The organism is Bradyrhizobium sp. MI1.3 (assembly GCF_055811695.1).
This window is the reverse complement of the sequence record NZ_JBVVPQ010000024.1, coordinates 1-16,770: the sequence shown is the minus strand read 5'-3', so window position 1 is coordinate 16,770 and position 16,770 is coordinate 1. Positions and strand designations below refer to the sequence as shown.

General features: G+C 63.4%; 14 protein-coding genes and 1 pseudogene. 8 read left to right on the top strand and 7 right to left on the bottom strand.

The window, feature by feature from the left end; all coding sequences use genetic code 11:
• The first annotated feature begins 106 nt into the window (after window positions 1-106).
• A complete protein-coding gene (locus AC0L3A_RS19000; RefSeq protein ID WP_007601607.1) occupies window positions 107-835 on the top strand; it encodes a Crp/Fnr family transcriptional regulator in 729 nt (242 codons plus the stop codon).
• Here AC0L3A_RS19000 and AC0L3A_RS18995 read toward each other — a convergent pair.
• Entirely contained in the window at window positions 832-1,608 is a 777-nt protein-coding gene (locus tag AC0L3A_RS18995) for a cyclase family protein (protein ID WP_219682425.1), read from the bottom strand. The genes AC0L3A_RS19000 and AC0L3A_RS18995 overlap by 4 nt on opposite strands.
• A gap of 324 nt (window positions 1,609-1,932) precedes the next feature.
• On the opposite strand from AC0L3A_RS18995, the gene AC0L3A_RS18990 reads away from it, so the two are divergent.
• From AC0L3A_RS18990 to AC0L3A_RS18975, 4 genes are all read left to right on the top strand, one after another.
• Window positions 1,933-2,904: a TRAP transporter substrate-binding protein gene (locus AC0L3A_RS18990; protein ID WP_007601609.1), complete on the top strand. Its 972-nt coding sequence runs from the start codon at window positions 1,933-1,935 to the stop codon at window positions 2,902-2,904.
• A gap of 70 nt (window positions 2,905-2,974) precedes the next feature.
• Window positions 2,975-3,523 carry a TRAP transporter small permease gene (locus AC0L3A_RS18985; protein ID WP_007601610.1) on the top strand — a complete coding sequence of 183 codons (549 nt, stop codon included), beginning with the start codon at window positions 2,975-2,977 and terminating at the stop codon, window positions 3,521-3,523.
• Window positions 3,514-4,806, top strand: coding sequence for a TRAP transporter large permease (locus tag AC0L3A_RS18980; RefSeq protein WP_018454806.1), 1,293 nt, complete (start codon window positions 3,514-3,516; stop codon window positions 4,804-4,806). Before AC0L3A_RS18985 ends, AC0L3A_RS18980 begins: the two co-directional genes overlap by 10 nt.
• 24 nt (window positions 4,807-4,830) lie before the next feature.
• Entirely contained in the window at window positions 4,831-5,637 is an 807-nt protein-coding gene (locus AC0L3A_RS18975) for an SDR family NAD(P)-dependent oxidoreductase (RefSeq protein WP_473254961.1), read from the top strand.
• Between the two features lie 9 nt (window positions 5,638-5,646).
• Here the strand turns inward: AC0L3A_RS18975 and AC0L3A_RS18970 are convergent, their stop codons facing one another.
• From AC0L3A_RS18970 to AC0L3A_RS18955, 4 genes are read right to left on the bottom strand one after another with little or no spacing between them, the layout of a single operon-like run.
• On the bottom strand, window positions 5,647-6,345 hold the full coding sequence (locus AC0L3A_RS18970; RefSeq protein WP_473254960.1) for a molybdate ABC transporter substrate-binding protein: 699 nt from the start codon (window positions 6,343-6,345) through the stop codon (window positions 5,647-5,649).
• Window positions 6,342-8,477, bottom strand: coding sequence for a xanthine dehydrogenase family protein molybdopterin-binding subunit (locus AC0L3A_RS18965; protein ID WP_473254959.1), 2,136 nt, complete (start codon window positions 8,475-8,477; stop codon window positions 6,342-6,344). Before AC0L3A_RS18965 ends, AC0L3A_RS18970 begins: the two co-directional genes overlap by 4 nt.
• On the bottom strand, window positions 8,474-8,944 hold the full coding sequence (locus AC0L3A_RS18960) for a (2Fe-2S)-binding protein (protein ID WP_473254958.1): 471 nt from the start codon (window positions 8,942-8,944) through the stop codon (window positions 8,474-8,476). Before AC0L3A_RS18960 ends, AC0L3A_RS18965 begins: the two co-directional genes overlap by 4 nt.
• A 15-nt stretch (window positions 8,945-8,959) precedes the next feature.
• Window positions 8,960-9,916 carry a tripartite tricarboxylate transporter substrate binding protein gene (locus tag AC0L3A_RS18955; RefSeq protein ID WP_473255018.1) on the bottom strand — a complete coding sequence of 319 codons (957 nt, stop codon included), beginning with the start codon at window positions 9,914-9,916 and terminating at the stop codon, window positions 8,960-8,962.
• 251 nt (window positions 9,917-10,167) lie between these two features.
• On the opposite strand from AC0L3A_RS18955, the gene AC0L3A_RS18950 reads away from it, so the two are divergent.
• Together AC0L3A_RS18950 and AC0L3A_RS18945 are read left to right on the top strand one after the other, a co-directional pair.
• A complete protein-coding gene (locus AC0L3A_RS18950) occupies window positions 10,168-12,258 on the top strand; it encodes a molybdopterin-dependent oxidoreductase (RefSeq protein ID WP_473254957.1) in 2,091 nt (696 codons plus the stop codon).
• Between the two features lie 133 nt (window positions 12,259-12,391).
• The gene (locus tag AC0L3A_RS18945; RefSeq protein WP_473254956.1) at window positions 12,392-13,174 is read left to right on the top strand and encodes an enoyl-CoA hydratase/isomerase family protein; all 783 of its coding nucleotides are present in this window, start codon (window positions 12,392-12,394) and stop codon (window positions 13,172-13,174) included.
• Window positions 13,175-13,222: 48 nt separating this feature from the next.
• On the opposite strand, the gene AC0L3A_RS18940 is transcribed toward AC0L3A_RS18945, so the two are convergent.
• Both AC0L3A_RS18940 and AC0L3A_RS18935 read right to left on the bottom strand, forming a co-directional pair.
• Window positions 13,223-14,332 (bottom strand): hypothetical protein, encoded by a 1,110-nt coding sequence (locus AC0L3A_RS18940; protein ID WP_473254955.1) that lies wholly within the window; start codon window positions 14,330-14,332, stop codon window positions 13,223-13,225.
• 179 nt (window positions 14,333-14,511) lie between these two features.
• Window positions 14,512-14,715 (bottom strand): hypothetical protein, encoded by a 204-nt coding sequence (locus AC0L3A_RS18935; protein ID WP_473254954.1) that lies wholly within the window; start codon window positions 14,713-14,715, stop codon window positions 14,512-14,514.
• Between the two features lie 1,240 nt (window positions 14,716-15,955).
• Between AC0L3A_RS18935 and AC0L3A_RS18930 the strand changes: the two are divergent.
• A pseudogene (locus tag AC0L3A_RS18930) lies at window positions 15,956-16,693 on the top strand (ArdC family protein); the annotation flags it as partial.
• Window positions 16,694-16,770: the final 77 nt, after the last annotated feature.

The window sequence follows — 16,770 nt, the reverse complement described above, 5'->3', positions numbered from 1 at the left end:
TTCGCCGCGTTTGCCTCAAAAAGGGAGCATGCTTTCCGGTTGAAAAACTGGGCTACACTGACTACGCAGGGACCCCAGTGCCTCGCAGTCTTAGGAGCCCAGTGGCGTGCCTCAGGACAAGACCGGCGACGACCCCCGACAAGCGGCGGGGAATAAATTATCGGTCCTGCGCAAGCACCCGATCTTTGCGGATCTGGAGCCGGAGGCGCTGGATCAGCTCTGCCGTTACGCCAAGCACACCACGGTGAAGCGCGGCGCGACGATTGCTGCCAAGGGCGATCCCGGCAACAATCTGTTCGCCGTGATCACAGGGACGGTGAAGATTTCCTCTTCGTCGCCCGACGGCCGCAATGCCATTCTCAATCTGATCGGTCCCGGAGAGATCTTCGGCGAAATCGCGGTGCTCGACGGCGCCCCCAGGTCGGCCGATGCGACCGCCAACACCAATTGCGAGCTCTACATCATCGATCGCCGGGATTTCCTGCCGTTCGTGAAGAGCCAGCCGGCGCTCGCAATGAAGTTCATCGAGCTGCTCTGCGCGCGCCTGCGCTGGACCAGCCAGCAGGTCGAGCAGGTGATCCTGCAAAATCTGCCGGGCCGGCTTGCGAGCGCGCTGCTCGGCCTCACCGAAGAGCGCAAGTTCGACTCCGGCAGCGGCACGCTCGCCATCACGCAGCAGGAGATCAGCGAGATGGTGGGGATGACGCGCGAGAGCATCAACAAGCAATTGCGCGCCTGGGCGGGCCGCAATTGGGTTCGCCTCGAGCACGGCGCCATCGTCGTGCTCGACATGGATGCCTTGCGCGAACTCGCCGAGAGCGGGCTCGACAGCTAGCTGTCGATGATCGCGACGGCGCGGGTCCAGCCTGCGGAGGCCCGCTCGATCTTCACCGGAAAGCACGAGACGGTGAACCCGGTCGAAGGCAGCTGGTCGAGATTGTGCAGCTTCTCGAGATGGCAATAGCCGATGTGCCGCCCCGCCTTGTGGCCCTCCCAGATCAGGCCGGCGTCTTTCGTTTCGGCATATTTCTTCGCGGTGTGGACGAACGGCGCGTCCCAGCTCCAGCCGTCGGTGCCGGTCAGCCGCACGCCGCGTTCGAGCAGATACATGGTGGCCTCATAGCCCATGCCGCAGCCTGAGCTGACATAGTCGGCTTGACCGAACCTGGCGCCGGCGCCGGTGTTGACGACGACGATCTCCAGCGGCGACAGCGAATGCCGGATCCGCCTCAACTCCTTCTCGACATCGTCGGCGCTCGCCACGTAGCCGTCGGGGAGATGCCGGAAGTCGAGCTTCACGCCGGGCTGAAAGCACCATTCCAGCGGCACCTCGTCGATCGTCCATGACCGCTCGCCGCGATTCATGGTTGGATGGAAGTGCCAGGGCGCATCGAGATGCGTGCCGTTATGGGTCGACAGCGAGACCTGCTCGACGGCCCAGCCCTGGCCGTCCGGCAGGTCCTGCGCCGTAAGGCCGTCGAAGAACTGCAGCATCCGCGGCAGGCCCTGCTGGTGATCGATGTACTGGATCGTCGGGTGATTGCCCGGCGGATCCGCCGTCACGTCGTTTCTGAGCGGCACGGAGATGTCGATCAGCTTCCGCGGCATGGGCATTCCTCGGGATGGTCCGTTTTGTTTCGCAGCATCTTGAGGGGGCCGCACCGGCGGCGTCAAGCAACGCGCATAAACGCTTCCCGCGGCAGACGGACAGATGATTTCGGAAAAAGCGGGCTACGAGCCGGTTGTCCGCCCAAAGGCGGCTTGATCCATCGATGCAACTCTAGCATTGATCGATGCCGGATTTGGCTTGGACAGAGAATGCCGCGCGCCCTAGGGACGACAATGGCGCTTGACTTCATACCGGAAGTGGAGCGACCCAAGGCGGCCCGCAGCATCTGCCCAACGACATAATCAACTCAGGAGGAAGCCCAGATGAAGATACTTACCGGCGTCATCACAGCCGCTCTGCTGGCGGTCTCAGCCCCCTTGGCGACCGCACGCGATTTCCGTTCCGCCGACATCCATCCCGCCGATTATCCGACCGTCGAGGCCGTCAAGTTCATGGGCAAGCAGCTCGCTGCGGCGAGCGGCGGCAAGCTCGGCGTGAAGGTGTTCCCCAACGGTGCGCTGGGCTCCGAGAAGGACACCATCGAGCAGCTCAAGATCGGCGCACTCGACATGATGCGGATCAACGCATCGCCCTTGAACAACTTCGTGCCGGAAACCATCGCGTTGTGCCTGCCCTTCATCTTCCGGGACACGCAGCACATGCGCACCGTCCTTGACGGCCCGATCGGCGATGAGATCCTGGCGGCCATGGCGCCCGCAGGCCTGATCGGCCTCGCCTATTACGATAGCGGCGCCCGGTCCATCTATACCGTCAAGGCACCGATCAAGTCGCTCGCGGACGTCAAGGGTCTGAAAATTCGCGTCCAGCAATCCGATCTGTGGGTCGGCATGATCCAGAGCCTTGGGGCCAATCCGACCCCGATGCCGTATGGCGAGGTCTATACCGCTCTCAAGACCGGTCTGGTGGACGCTGCCGAGAACAACTGGCCGTCTTACGAGTCCTCGCGCCACTTCGAGGCCGCCAAGTTCTACAACGTCACCGAGCACTCCCTGGCGCCCGAAGTTCTCGTGATGTCGAAGACGGTCTGGGACACGCTGAGCAAGGAAGACCAGGCGATGGTCCGCAAGGCGGCCAAAGAATCGGTGCCCGTCATGCGCAAGCTCTGGGACGAGCGTGAGCAGGCATCCCGCAAGACCGTCGAAGCGGCCGGCGTTCAAGTCGTGACGATCGCCAACAAGGCGGAGTTCGTCGACGCGATGAAGCCGGTGTACGACAAGTTCGCGGGTGACGAGAAGCTGAAGAGCCTCGTCAAGCGTATCCAGGACACGAAGTAAGGCCATAGCGTCGGTCCGGCGCGCCGACTGGCGACGCCGGCCCCGCAAGGAGACTTGCAAGGAGACTTGGATGACAGACCCTCACGTCGCAGACCACGAACTGGACGTAGCCGGACGCCCGTCCACCGGCCTGCTGTCCCGGATCAATGCTCCTGTCGCTCGGCTAGGCATGTATTTGTCGGTGACCGGGCTGCTCGTCATCGTCACCATCGTCTTCTACCAGGTGTTCGGACGCTACGTGCTCAATTCCAGCCCGACCTGGACGGAGAACCTTGCGTTGGTTCTGATCCTGTATGTCACGTTGATCGGCGCCGCCGTCGGCGTGCGCGATGCCGGGCATATCGGCATGGACAGTTTGCTGGTGATGCTGCCGGACAACGCGCGAGAGAAGATCGAGCTTGTCATCCACGTCCTGGTCGCCGGGTTCGGCGTCGCGATGGCCTATAACGGCTGGATCCTCGGAGCCTCGGTCGGAACGGTGAAGATTCCCAATCTCGGCCTGCCCGAGGTCATCCGCTACGTGCCGCTGATCGCCTCCGGCGTCCTGATCGTCTCCTTTTCAATCGAGCACATCATCGCTCTCCTGCGCGGCGAAGAGGTCGTCCCCTCATGGAACTGATCATCCTCGGCGCCACTTTCTTCGGCTTCCTGGTCCTCGGCGTCCCCGTCGCCTTCGCGATCGGCCTGTCGGCGATTTGCACGATCCTCTACGAAGGCCTACCGGTCGCGGTCATCTTCCAGCAGATGATGTCGGGGATGAACATCTTCTCCTTCCTCGCCATCCCGTTCTTCGTCTTCAGCGGTGAGCTGATGCTGCATGGCGGCGTCGCCGACAAGATCGTGCAGCTCGCCAAGAATCTCGTCGGACACATCCGCGGCGGGCTCGGTATGTCGAACGTGGTCGCCTGCACGCTGTTCGGCGGCGTGTCCGGCTCGCCAGTTGCCGACGTGTCGGCGATGGGGGCCGTGATGATCCCCATGATGAAGAAGGAAGGTTTCGACACCGACTACGCCGTCAACGTCACCACCCATGCTTCGCTGGTCGGAGCACTGATGCCGACCAGTCACAACATGATCATCTATGCGCTCGCCGCCGGCGGTAAGGTCTCGATCGGCGCGCTGATCGCCGCCGGCCTCCTGCCGGCACTGGTGCTGATGGTGTGCATGCTGGTCGCCGCTTACGCGGTCGCGGTGAAGCGCGGCTATCCGGCCGGCAAGTTCCCGGGCTGGCCCGCGGTTTTTCGTTCGTTCGCGGCCGCTCTGCCCGGCCTTCTGATCGTCGGCATCATCCTGGCGGGTATCCTGTCCGGCGTGTTCACGGCAACCGAATCCGCGGCCGTCGCGGTCACCTATACGATCCTGCTGACGTTCTTCATCTACCGTACCATGACCTTGCCGAACTTCCTGCGCGCTGCGGCCAAGGCGGTGAAGACCACGGGCGTGGTGCTGCTGCTGATCGGCGTCTCCACCATGTTCCAGTATCTGATGGGACTTTACGAGGTGGCCGACTTCGCCGGCGAGATGATGAGCAAGGTCTCGACGCAGCCCTGGGTCATCTTCCTGCTCATCAACGTCATCCTGTTCGTGCTGGGCACGTTCATGGACATGGCCGCGACCATCCTGATCTGCACGCCCATCTTCCTGCCGATCGCAATGAAGGCGGGCATGGATCCGGTGCAGTTCGGCATGCTGATGCTGATCAACTGCGCGCTGGGACTGAACACCCCGCCGGTCGGAACGACGCAGTTCGTAGGCTGCGCCATCGGTGGCATCTCGGTGGGCGCGGTGATGCGCACCATCCTGCCGTTCTACGCCGCCCTGATCGCAGCTCTGATGTTCGTGACCTACGTCCCCGCGTTCTCGTTGTGGCTGCCCCGCCTGCTGATGGGCTACAAGGGATAGCAGCAACGCAGGGAGAATTTATTCGTGACTGACTATCGCAAGCTCTTCGATCTCACCGGCAAGACGGCCGTGGTGCTGGGCGCTGCCTCGGGCATCGGCAAGTCGTCGGCCGAGGCGCTGGCCGGGCTCGGCGCCCGGGTCATCTGCGCCGATCGTGCGCTTGACGCCGCCGAAACGACCGCCGCCGGGATTCGTGACAAGGGCGGCTGGGCCGAGGCGGCTGGGTGCGACGCCGCGAGCGCTGCGGATGTCAATGCGCTGGCCAAGATCGTGATGCAGAAATTCTCGCGGCTCGACATCGCGGTGACGACGCCCGGGCTCAACATCCGCAAGACCATCCTCGACTACACTGAGGAGGATCTCGACCGCGTCCTCAACCTCAACATCAAGGGCACGGTCTGGTTCTTCCAGGCCTTCGGCCGCATCATGGTCGAGCAGAAGGGCGGCAGCATCATCGCCTGCTCCTCGGTGCGGGCGGTGACCATCGAGCCCGGCCTTGGCGTCTACGGCTCGACCAAGGCTGCGATCGGCCTGCTGGTGAAGGGCTTTGCCTCCGAGGTTGGACGCTCCGGCGTGCGCGTCAACGCGATCGCGCCGAGCATCGCCGAGACCGCGCTGACGGGCCCGTTCAAGCAGCGTCCCGACATCTACAATCTCTACGCCGGCCACACCGTGTTCAACCGCTGGAGCAGCGCCGACGAGGTCGCGACAGCCGTCGCCTATCTCGCCTCGGACGCCGCGAGCTATGTCAGCGGCAGCACGCTGTTCGTCGATGGCGGCTGGACTGCCGTCGACGGTCCACCGACCGGTCTCACCCAATTGCACACGTAGGGCGTCTATCTAGCCGGTGAAGCCGGCGCGCTGGCGCAGATCCGTGCGGTCTGCACCGGTTAGCAACGCGATCAGCGCGGCCGCCTCTTGCGGATGTGCCGCCTGCGTTGTCACGCCGGCCGTGTACATCGTCACGAGCTCGCAGCCCGGCGGCAACGCCCCTGACAGCGCGATGCCGTCGGTTGCGATGATCTCGGTCGCCTGCGTGCAGCCGATCGGATGCTTGGCGGTGGACGCCGCAAGCTCCCGCATCGCGGTCGCGCCGTTGGGAAAGATCTTGAGGCGCGACGCGACCTCATAGGCGATGCCGAGCTGATCCAGCACCTTCGCGACGTGCTGTCCCGCCGTCGAGGCTTTCGTATCAGGGACGTAGATCGCGTCGGCGCTGCGCAGCACCTCGCGCAGGTCAGTCTCGGTCTTCACGGTCACCTTGGGATCGCGGCTGCGGACCGCGAGCGCGGTCTCGACCCGCCCGACATCCGAGATCGAGGCCGGACTGACGAGCTTCTCTTCGGCAAGCTTTGCAAGCAGCGCCTGCGTCAGGATCACCAGATCGGCCGCCGTTCCCGTGCGCAGCTTGTCGGCCATGATGCCGACCGCGCCGAACTCGCCGTCGATGCCGAAGCCGGTCTGTGCCTTGAAGGGATCGCTGAGGCCGCGCACCAGGCCTTGCGCCGCGCCCCCGCTCAAAATGCTCACTGTCGTCACGATGCCAGCTCCATGGCTGCAATGATCTTGTCGCGGGTGATCGGCAAGTCGCGCACGCGCACGCCGAGGCAATCGTAGACGGCATTCGCGATCGCCGCCGTCACTGGACCATGGGCGGCCTCGCCGGCACCGACCGGTTCGATCTCCGGCCGCTGGACGATCTCGACGTCCACCGCCGGCACCTCACTGAAGGTCAGGATCGGATAGTCGGTCCAGGACGTCGATGTGATGCGCGTGCGGTCGAAGCGGACACGTTCCTTCAGCACCCAGCTCGTCGCCTGGATCGCGCCGCCCTCGATCTGGTTGATGACACCGTCCGGGTTGATGGCCTCGCCGACATCGACCGCCAGCGTCAGCCGCTTGACGCGGATGTCATCGGTGCCCTCGATCTCCGCAATCGCGGCGCAATAGGCCCCGGTGTTCTTGTAGCGGGCGAAGCCGACGCCATGACCAATGCCGGACTTCCTTTGCGGTTTCCACTGCGCGCGTCGTGCCGCGGCCCGGATGACGTCCTTCGCGCGCTCGTCGCGCAGATGACGCAGGCGGAACGCGATCGGGTCTTCGCCGCGCAGGGCGGCGATCTCGTCGAGCAGGGACTCGACGGCGAACACATTGCCTTGCGCGCCGAGCGTCCGCAGCGCCGAGGTCCGCACCGGCATGGTCAGCAGCCGGTGGCTCGTGACCGTCCAGGCCGGGAGGTCGTAGAGCGGAACGGAGTTGCGGTCGCCGCCGCCGCCATTGGCCGCGGGCGGATTGGTCGAGATCATGCGCGGGTAGGGGGACGCAATCTCGGTTGCGGCGAGCAGCGCGGGCTGTGCCGCGCGCCCCGGCCGCGCCGCGTGGCCGTTGCTCCAGATCGCATGGCGCCAACCGACGATCTCGTTGTCCGCATCGAGATCGGCCTCGATCTCGATCGCCATCGCCGCGCCGAACGGCGCGTGAGACATCTCGTCGTGGCGCGACCATTGCACCCGCACCGGACGGCCGCCGGCCCCTTTCGCCAGCAGCACGGCATCGAGCGCGACGTCGTCGGCCGCGTTGTGTCCGTAGCAGCCCGCGCCTTCCATGTGCTCGACCACGATGTTTTCTGCCGGCAGCTTGAGCACGATCGCGAGGTCGGCGCGCAGCAGATAGACGCCCTGACTGTGCGTCCAGACATGGACACGATCGCCGTCCCATCGCGCCATCGCGCAGGATGGAGCGATCGAGGCATGCGCGATGTAGGGACGGATGTATTGCCGGCGGAGGGTGCGAGCAGCCTTCTTTATCGTTGCCGCCGTGGTCCTGACGTCGATCACGGTGGTCTCGACCGGTTGGCTCTTCAGGAATCCGGCCAGATCATCTTCGTCGGGCAGCGGCTCGCCGGCCGACCATGTCGCGCCCTTGCGCAAGGCTTTCAGCGCCGCTTCCGCCGCTACCTCGCTGTCGGCAACCACGCCGGAAAAGCCGCCATCGCGGACGATCGCGACGAGGCCGGGAACGGTTCGCGTCGCCGTCTCCTCGAGCGCGATCAGCCTGGCGCCCGAGATGTCCGGCCGCAGCACGCGTCCGTGCAGCAAGTCCGGCAGCGGATGGTCATGAATAAAGCGCGGCCGTGCGAACACCTTGTCGGGAATGTCAACGCGCTGGACCGAATGTCCGGCCACAGTGCGCTTGGCGACGATCTTCGCTGTCGCGCCCGCATTGGCGTCGTGGTCGAGCGAGATGTCATCGGCCAACTCCCAATAGCTGGTCCTGACATTGCCGGGGCCTGAGATCGTGCCGTCCTGGATCTCGAGCAGCGACGCATCGACGCCGAGACGCTCCGATGCCGCGGTGAGGAAGCGCTGGCGGACCTCGGCACAGACTTGGCGCAGCGCGCGGCCCGACTGCTGGATCGAAAGGCTGCCCGAGGTAACGCCCTCGTTCGGGCTCGCCGCCGTGGAGGCGCGGATCATCTCGATGCGGCCAATATCGACGTCGAGCTCGTCGGCTGCAATCTGTGCCAGGGCCGTGACGATGCCCTGGCCGATCTCGACCTTGCCGGGCGAGATCGCCACACGGCCTTCGCCGATGAGCTTCACCCAGGATGACAGCTTGGGATTGGCCGCAAGGCTGACCGGCAGTGTCGGGGCAGGGGACGGCGCACTCATGATCCCGCCATCTCCGACGCCGCCCGCAGCACGGCGCGGACCATGCGGTTGTGCGATCCGCAGCGGCACAGGTTGCGATCAAGCGCGGTTCTGACCTCAGCCTCCGTCGGCGACGGATTGCGCTTCAGCAGCGCCGCCGCGCTGATCAGGATTCCCGAGACGCAATAGCCGCACTGCATCGCCTGCTCGGAGATAAAGGCACGTTGCAGCGGATGCGGTTGTTCCGCGGTGCCGAGGCCTTCCACCGTGACGACCTCCTTGTCCGCGACCGACCACATCGGCATGTCGCAGGAGGCCATCGCGCGATCACCGACCATGACATGGCAGGCGCCGCACTCGCCGGCCCCGCAGCCGAAATGCGGACTTGTGACGCCGAGCCGGCCGCGCAGCACATCGAGCAGCGTCTGATCCGGATCGGTATTCACGGCCGCCGCGGCGCCGTTGAGCTGGAATTGAATGGTCGGCATTGTCGCTCTACAGCCTCAGGACTTGTCGAACTTCTTGACGACGTCAGCCCATTTTTCGATGTCACCGCGGAGGAACTTGTCGAATTCCTCCGGCGTCATCGACATCGGCACCGCGCCCTGCGCAGTCCAGAGCTTGACGATGTCAGGCCGCTTCACCATTGCGTTCACAGCGGCATTGAGCTTGTCGATCACAGGTTTCGGCGTGCCCGCCGGAGCCATCAGGCCGAGCCAGATCGTGGCTTCATAGCCTGCGACGCCCGCCTCGATCGCGGTCGGCACGTTCGGCAGCACCGCTGAGCGCTGCTTGCCGGTGGTCGCGAGCGCGCGGACCTGGTTCTCGCCGATGTTCGGCGCCATCGCCGGCACCGCGTCGATCATCATCTGCACCTGCCCGCCGATCACGCCGCTGCGTGCCTCGCCACTGTTGCGGTAGGGGACGTGGACGAGGTCGATGCCGGCCATGGCTTTAAACAGCTCGCCGGCCATGTGATAGGGCGTGCCCTGGCCGGAGGAAGCGTAGTTCAGTTTGCCCGGCTGCGACTTGGCGAGCGCGATGAACTCCTGCAGTGTCTTCGCTGCCACTTGCGGGTTCACCACGATGACGAGATCTGAGGAGTTCACCGGTGCGATCGGCGCGAGGTCGCGCATCAGCTCGTATTTGCGCTTGTCCGGCGTCAGCAGGGATTCGTTCGCGGTCTGGGTGTTGGACATCATCAACAGCGTGTAGCCGTCGGCGGGCGACTTCGCCGCTTCGACCGTGCCGATGACGCCGCCCGCGCCGGTGCGGTTCTCGATCACGAAGGGCTGGCCAAAACTCTCCTGGAGCGCATTGCCGATCTGCCGGGCCGCGACATCGGCCGGCCCACCGGCGCCGAAGGGCACGACGATCCGGACCGCATGGTTGGGATAGTCCTGCGCCAGGGACGGGCTTGCGGAGCATGCGCAGAGCAGGCCGGCGGCCAGCGCCAGCATGAATTGTCGGGCCGTCACACCCACCTCCCTGATGTCGTTCTTGTTGGTGGCACTGTAGCGGCAGGGGAGGCGGACTGTCGACGCCTCACAAGGCCGATGGTGCCTGGAATATCCTGCGGTTTTCGGTGTGGCGGCGCGGCTTTTCGCGGTCGCGGCAGGAACCGGCGGCGCACGCGGTCTGAGCAAATCGCATGGGCGTTGCCGGATAAATACCCTCGGCTGAGGGGTATTTTGGTGTTACCAAATTGGACATGAACCAGCACGCCAAGATCGAAATCCGCCATTCGACCTGTCCGCATGATTGCCCCTCAGCCTGTGCCCTCGATATCGAGGTGGTCGAGGGACGCAGCATCGGCCGTGTCCGCGGTTCGAAAAAGCAGACCTATACGGCCGGCGTGGTTTGCGCCAAGGTCGCCCGTTATGCCGAGCGCATCCATCATCCTGAAAGGCTGATGTATCCGCTGCGCCGAACCGGTGCGAAGGGCTCCGGCCAATTCGCCCGGATCAGCTGGGACGAGGCGCTGGACGAGATCGGGCATCGCTTCAATCAGGCCGAGCGCGAATTCGGCGCGGAGTCAATCTGGCCCTATTATTACGCCGGCACGATGGGGCTGGTGATGCGCGACGGCCTCAACCGCCTCACGCATGTGAAGAGATATTCGCGGTTCTATCAGACCATCTGCGCCAATGTCGGGCGCATCGGGTTCGCGATCGGCACCGGCAAGATCGCCGGCGTCGATCCGCGCGAGATGGCGCTCTCCGATCTCGTGGTGATCTGGGGCACCAACCCCGTCAACACCCAGGTCAACGTGATGACGCACGCCGCCCGTGCGCGCAAGGAGCGCGGCGCCAAGATCGCGGCCGTCGACATCTACAACAACGAGACCATGAAGCAGGCGGATATCAAGATCATCCTGCGGCCCGGCACCGACGGCGCGTTCGCCTGCGGCGTCATGCACGTCCTGTTCCGCGACGGCTATGCCGACCGCGCCTATATGGACAAGTACACCGATTGCCCTGATGAGCTCGAGGCGCATCTGAAGACGCGCAACCCCGAATGGGCGTCCGCGATCTCAGGCGTGCCGGTGGCGGAGATCGAGGCCTTTGCCAAATTGGTTGGCGAGACCAAGCGGTCTTTCTTCCGGCTCGGCTACGGCTTCACCCGATCGCGCAACGGCGCGGCGCAGATGCATGCCGCGAACTGCATTCCGGCGGTGACCGGCGCCTGGCAATATGAAGGCGGCGGCGCCTTCTTCAACAATTACGCGCTGTGGCACTTCAACGAATCCATCATCGAAGGCCACGACGCCATCGACCCAACTATCCGCGCGCTCGACCAGTCGCAGATCGGCCGCATTCTCACCGGCGATGCCAAGGCCCTGCACGGCAAGGGTCCAGTCAAGGCGCTGCTGATCCAGAACACAAACCCGATGACCGTTGCGCCGGAACAGGCTCTCGTGCGCCAGGGTTTTGCGCGCGAGGATCTGTTCGTCGCGGTGCACGAGCAGTTCATGACCGAGACCGCCGAGATGGCCGACATCGTGCTGCCGGCGACGATGTTCATGGAACATGACGATCTCTATTACGGCGGCGGCCACCAGCACATCTCGGTCGGGCCGAAGCTGATCGACCCGCCCGGCGAATGCCGCTCCAATCACGAGGTCCTGCAGGCGCTGGCGCCGCGGCTTGGCGCCAGGCATCCGGGGTTCGAGCTGACCCCGCGTGAATTGATCGACGCGACGCTGAAGCTCAGCGACCACGGCGACCTTGGCGGCCTCGAAGCCGATCTCTGGCGTGACCTGCAGCCGGACTTCCGCACGTCGCATTATCTCGACGGCTTCGCCCATGCCGACAGGAAATTCCATTTCAAAGCCGATTGGGCGCATCCGCCGTTCGGCCAGAAGATGGGGGACTTCGACAAGATGCCGTCGCTGCCGGACCATTGGGCGGTGATCGAGCATCCCGACCAGGCCCATCCGTTCCGGCTTGCGACGAGCCCGTCGCGCAGCTTCCTCAACACCACGTTCAACGAGACGCCGTCCTCCCAGGCGCGTGAGGGCAAGGCGAGCGTGATGATCCATCCCCTGGATGCGGCCGCGCTCGACATCGCCCATGGCGATGCCGTGACGCTCGGCAACACCCGCGGCGAGACCACGCTGATCGCCACGCTGTTCGAGGGCGTGCGGCGCGGCGTGCTGATCGCGGAGTCCGTTCATCCCAACAAGAACCATATCGGTGACCGCGGCATCAACATGCTGACGGGCGCGGACACCATTGCGCCGATTGGCGGCGCCGCATTCCACGACAACAAGGTCTGGATCAGGAAAGCGGTCGCGGCCTGAGCCTGCGCTTCGATCGCCTTCAAGTTTGTGTCGAGGCGCTAAAGCGGCGCCGTACCGCAGATTGCCCTTGCACCTTCGGCCCGAGCTGCCGCAAATGGGCCGCTAAACGGGAGCCCAAGGAAGCGAGCGTACCATGACCGACACCACAGCGGTGATCACCGAGAAGCGCGGCCAGGCGCTCTGGATCACCATCAACCGTCCCGAGAAACGAAACGCGCTGAATGGCGAGGTCATCGCCGGCATCGCGCGCGGCTATCGCGACGCGCATGACGACAAGGATGTCCGTGTCATCGTGCTGACGGGCGCGGGCGACAAGGCGTTCTGCGCCGGTGCGGACCTGCAGAACTCCGGCGCGGCTTTCGCGATGGATCATTCGAAGCCGAATGTCGACTATGCCGATTTGTTGCGCTTGTCGCAGAACGCGACCAAGCCCGCGATTGCGCGCGTTGGCGGGGTTTGCATGGCCGGCGGCATGGGTCTGCTCTGCATGACCGACATGGCCGTCGCCGCCGATCACGTCATCTTCGGTCTGCCGGAAGTCAAGGTCGGCGTGTTCCCGATGCAGGTGTTGAGCCTGTTGCAGTCCATCGCCCCGCCGCGCCTCGTTAACGAATGGGCGCTGACCGGCGAGCCGTTCGACGCGAAAGCGGCGCTGGCAGCGGGCTTGCTCAATTACATCGTGCCCGCGGCCGAACTGGATGCCAAGGTCGACTGGCTGATCGGTCGAATCGTCGATAAATCCCCGACCGCGATCCGGCGCGGCAAATACGCGATGCGTGCCATCGCCTCGATGTCGTTCGACGAGAGCATCGCCTACACCGAAAGCCAGATCGCGCTGCTCGCGATGACCGAGGACGCCAAGGAAGGGCTGAAAGCGTTCAGCGAGAAGCGCAAGCCGGTGTGGACGGGAAAATAGGCGATCCTTTCAGCGCATTCGTGGGCGCGGCCGTCGATCGACGTGCCTTTATTCCGAGGAGAGATTGGCGTTTAGCCGAATAAGAAGAGATCTTGTCCGCTCCTCGCGACGCTTTTTTGTGGCAATGATCAACTGCCTGCCAGTACGCTTGGCGTAGGTTGGCAGTTGGCGACTTGATCTATGACGGCCAGCCGCGCGCAACTCTGCATCCGTGAGATCGCTGTCGGCGCCTTCAGTAAATCCTCCGTGTCGGAAGGACCGAAAAGAAAGCTCCTGACGTAGGCCAGCCTCTGTGATAATTGTTTTTACCACGCTACGTAGATAGCGGAGATCCTTGCGCGGGGTAATCCATGGTAGCGGGATTGCCGACTGACGATGCGCATGGTCACGCCGGAATACCAGGCCGGAGAGGGTGGTCCTTTTGATCTCGTCAAGTTCCTCCATAAGTTCAGGGAAGAGAGGGGCGCCAGTTTCGTCCGTTAGGGGCCACCAGGCCTCCTCTCCATTCTTCGGATGCACGATTCTGACGCTATTTGGCCGCTCGCTGGGGCGATAATGCGAAATGTCGAAGGCGCCAAAGACGTGCTGCTCTCGTTGCAGCCACTCCCACGACAATAAAGCAGCTGTTGCGATCGAGCGGTAATCAAGCTTTTTCGCGGCAGCTCTGAACGCGACGAGTTCATCCCAAGTTGCGGTCGGTGTGGGCTCTATCGGCCGCCCGGGCGGATGAGATTTCAATCCCATCCGGGAAAACGGATTGGTCGCTGGTACGATCCTTTCTTGAGCACGCTGACCAACGAACCAAGCCCGGCGGCAGGACGCCATAGCCATATTTACATAGCGACGGCGCTCGCGAACGACGACCTCTCCACTGTTATCGACTTTCGTCACGGACAATAATTTTCGATAAACTGCGTCGACGAACGCTTTGGTGAAATCGGACAACTGTTTAGACCCAACGCGACTTCCATCTTTCAGCTCGTGATTGGCAAACAGTGCGAGGCTTTTTGTGTAGTGCCGCTGTGTAGTGCTTTCGATTTCTGTCCACTTCTGGTGAGCTTGGAAGACGCCGACGAGCCAATCGAACGTGCCGGGTTCGATAGTCGCCGGCACGATGTCGCTTAGACCTCGTGAGTGCCAACTGTCGAACGCCGGCAACAGAACTTTCTCTACCCGCTCGACGGCACTTGCGTAATCGCAGCCCAGAGCTTCAGGGTTTAAATCGCAGCCCTGTCGACGAGACCAGGTTGGGGGTTCAAAGTAGTAGGCTATTTTATTCTTCGCCAATATTTTGCGGCGACAATACCGAGGTAGACGCGGTGCCTTCCCAAGCGATATCACACCAGGCATAAAAGATCTTCCCCCTGCTTAAGATCTCCTTTTCCGATCGACGCTGCGAAGTGATCCATAGTCGCCTTCGACCAAACTGGCTGGCGCAGGCGCCCTGTTCCGCGAAAGCCGATTGGTGGGGGTGCGTCTCCTCGGCTGATCGCGCGCATGAGTTCGCTCGTGTCTACAAAGTCAAGGTAGGCGGCGGCCATGTCCGCCCTCATCATCGTGGGCCAGGTTCTAGCGAGAGGGTAGCGGGCAGGTAGTGCGGTGCGCGGCGAGCCTAAGCGGTTTGATCTGACTGCTGAATGCCCGTGGTGTAACATGTGCTGATTTCACTGACGAACGAGACGGGATCTGATCGATCCAGATTGCTCTTCGCCCCTGGTCGGGGAGCGAGAGTTCGGATCGCGGATTAAGCGGAGTGTTACGGCCAAAGAGTTTGCACCTCTACTGCGAAGCGCGGCCGGGCGGGAAAAGGCTGGATTGGCGCGCGAAAAGGAAGCCTTCGGTGTGTAGTTCTCCAAGAACGCCAATGTCGCTCGCGAAAGAAAAGGGGAACAGTTGCGGCGCTCCGTTGGCAGGGGCCGGTAGCAGGCAGGCAACTGCTTTGGATGATAGATCAATAGTCAATCCGACAGGTCCGATGGGAGACTTGTATCGAAGCCTTCGGATCGCTTTCGAGCGTCGGAATTTGAACGTGCGGGTTGAACACAGCAGGCTATGATCGCGGGGGGCTGAGTACTGTTGGCCGTCCATTGCTCGAGTGGTTCAATTATTGCTCATGTATAGGGACTGAATAGTTGCAGATATCCGTGAGCTGCAGGCCTCTCGTGATGCGCTTGAACCGGATGGACGATGCAAGGCGGAATGCAACCCGAACTGCGCCGGGATCGGTAAATAGGGACTAAGAGACTTTTCTGCGCGCGGACGAATTCAAGCGACGAAACGAGGTCCTCTGGTCAAGCCCTGGCGAGTTCTCCCGTTTGCGCGCGTGCGGCTGCGCCGCAACGGGCTCTTGTGAACCGAGCCGCGCTGCGTCTCGGCCATCCGGATTCGATCCCTCGCGCAGGGATAGCGGAGCTCCTCGCCGGGGGCACTCGGAAAAGGGGCTCGCCTTGCGGCGACCGCTATCACTGCCCCGTTCCCGGGTGCCGCTATTGAACCGGTCTCGTCGCTGCACTCGGACCCGCGTGCCCCTTCGGGTCGCTATGCTCACGCTCTCCGGGTGCCATTTTCCGTTGAGGCGATGCGCCCCTGGCGCACGCCTCGTGGGGCCTGCGGCCCCGGTAGCTCAACTCAATTCGCATGAAGATCCGATGGAAGGCGGGCTGCGCTACAGATTTCGCATTCTCTCAAGTAGGAGGAGAGAGTCAGAGTATCGGCCGGGTTTTGCCATGACGGGTTACAGGCTGCGAGAGAGGCTCGCGGTCCCCGTCGCGGAGACCCGCGATGTCCAGACATTATCCTCACGCGCGCATCGGTCAGGACCGGGCCAACCTTTATGACGACATCACCAACAAGATCATCGCCGAGTTGGAGGCTGGCCGAATGCCGTGGGTGCAGCCTTGGGGCACCGCGGCGGTGAAGGGGCCTCTGGCCTTGCCGAAGAGTGCGGCGTCCGGCCGCCAATACAACGGCATAAACATTTTAATTCTATGGGGTGCTGCGACCGAACAGGGATTTAAAGGGCAGAGCTGGCTTACCTTCCGCCAGGCGCTGTCGCTCGGTGGTCACGTCCGCAAGGGCGAGCGCGGCACGACCGTCGTCTATGCCGACCGCTTCGTGCCAGCCTGCGAAAAGCGCCGCGCACATGAGACCGGCGAGGAAGCGCAGGCCATACCGTTCCTCAAGCATTTTACGGTCTTCAACTGTGATCAATGCGGCGGCTTGCCTCCAGAGATCGCGACGACGGCGCCGCCCCCGCCGCCGGGCCTGATCGAGCCGCAGGTCGAATACCTGATCAAGGCGACCGGCATCGACTTCCGCATCGGCGGCAACCGTGCCTTCTATATGCCGACGGAAGATTATGTGCAGGTGCCGCCTCCGCAGGCCTATTTTGAACCAATCAATTGGCATCGAACGGCTCTCCACGAGCTGGCGCATGCCAGCGGTCATCCGTCGCGTCTGAACCGTGACCTGTCAGGCAGCTACGGTACCAAGAAGTATGCCTTCGAGGAGCTGGTTGCGTTATCTTGACAGTCTGCACCGACTCTCAGTGTCTTGCTGACGTCGATGCAACAGGACTGACGGGGGCGATAGGTCGT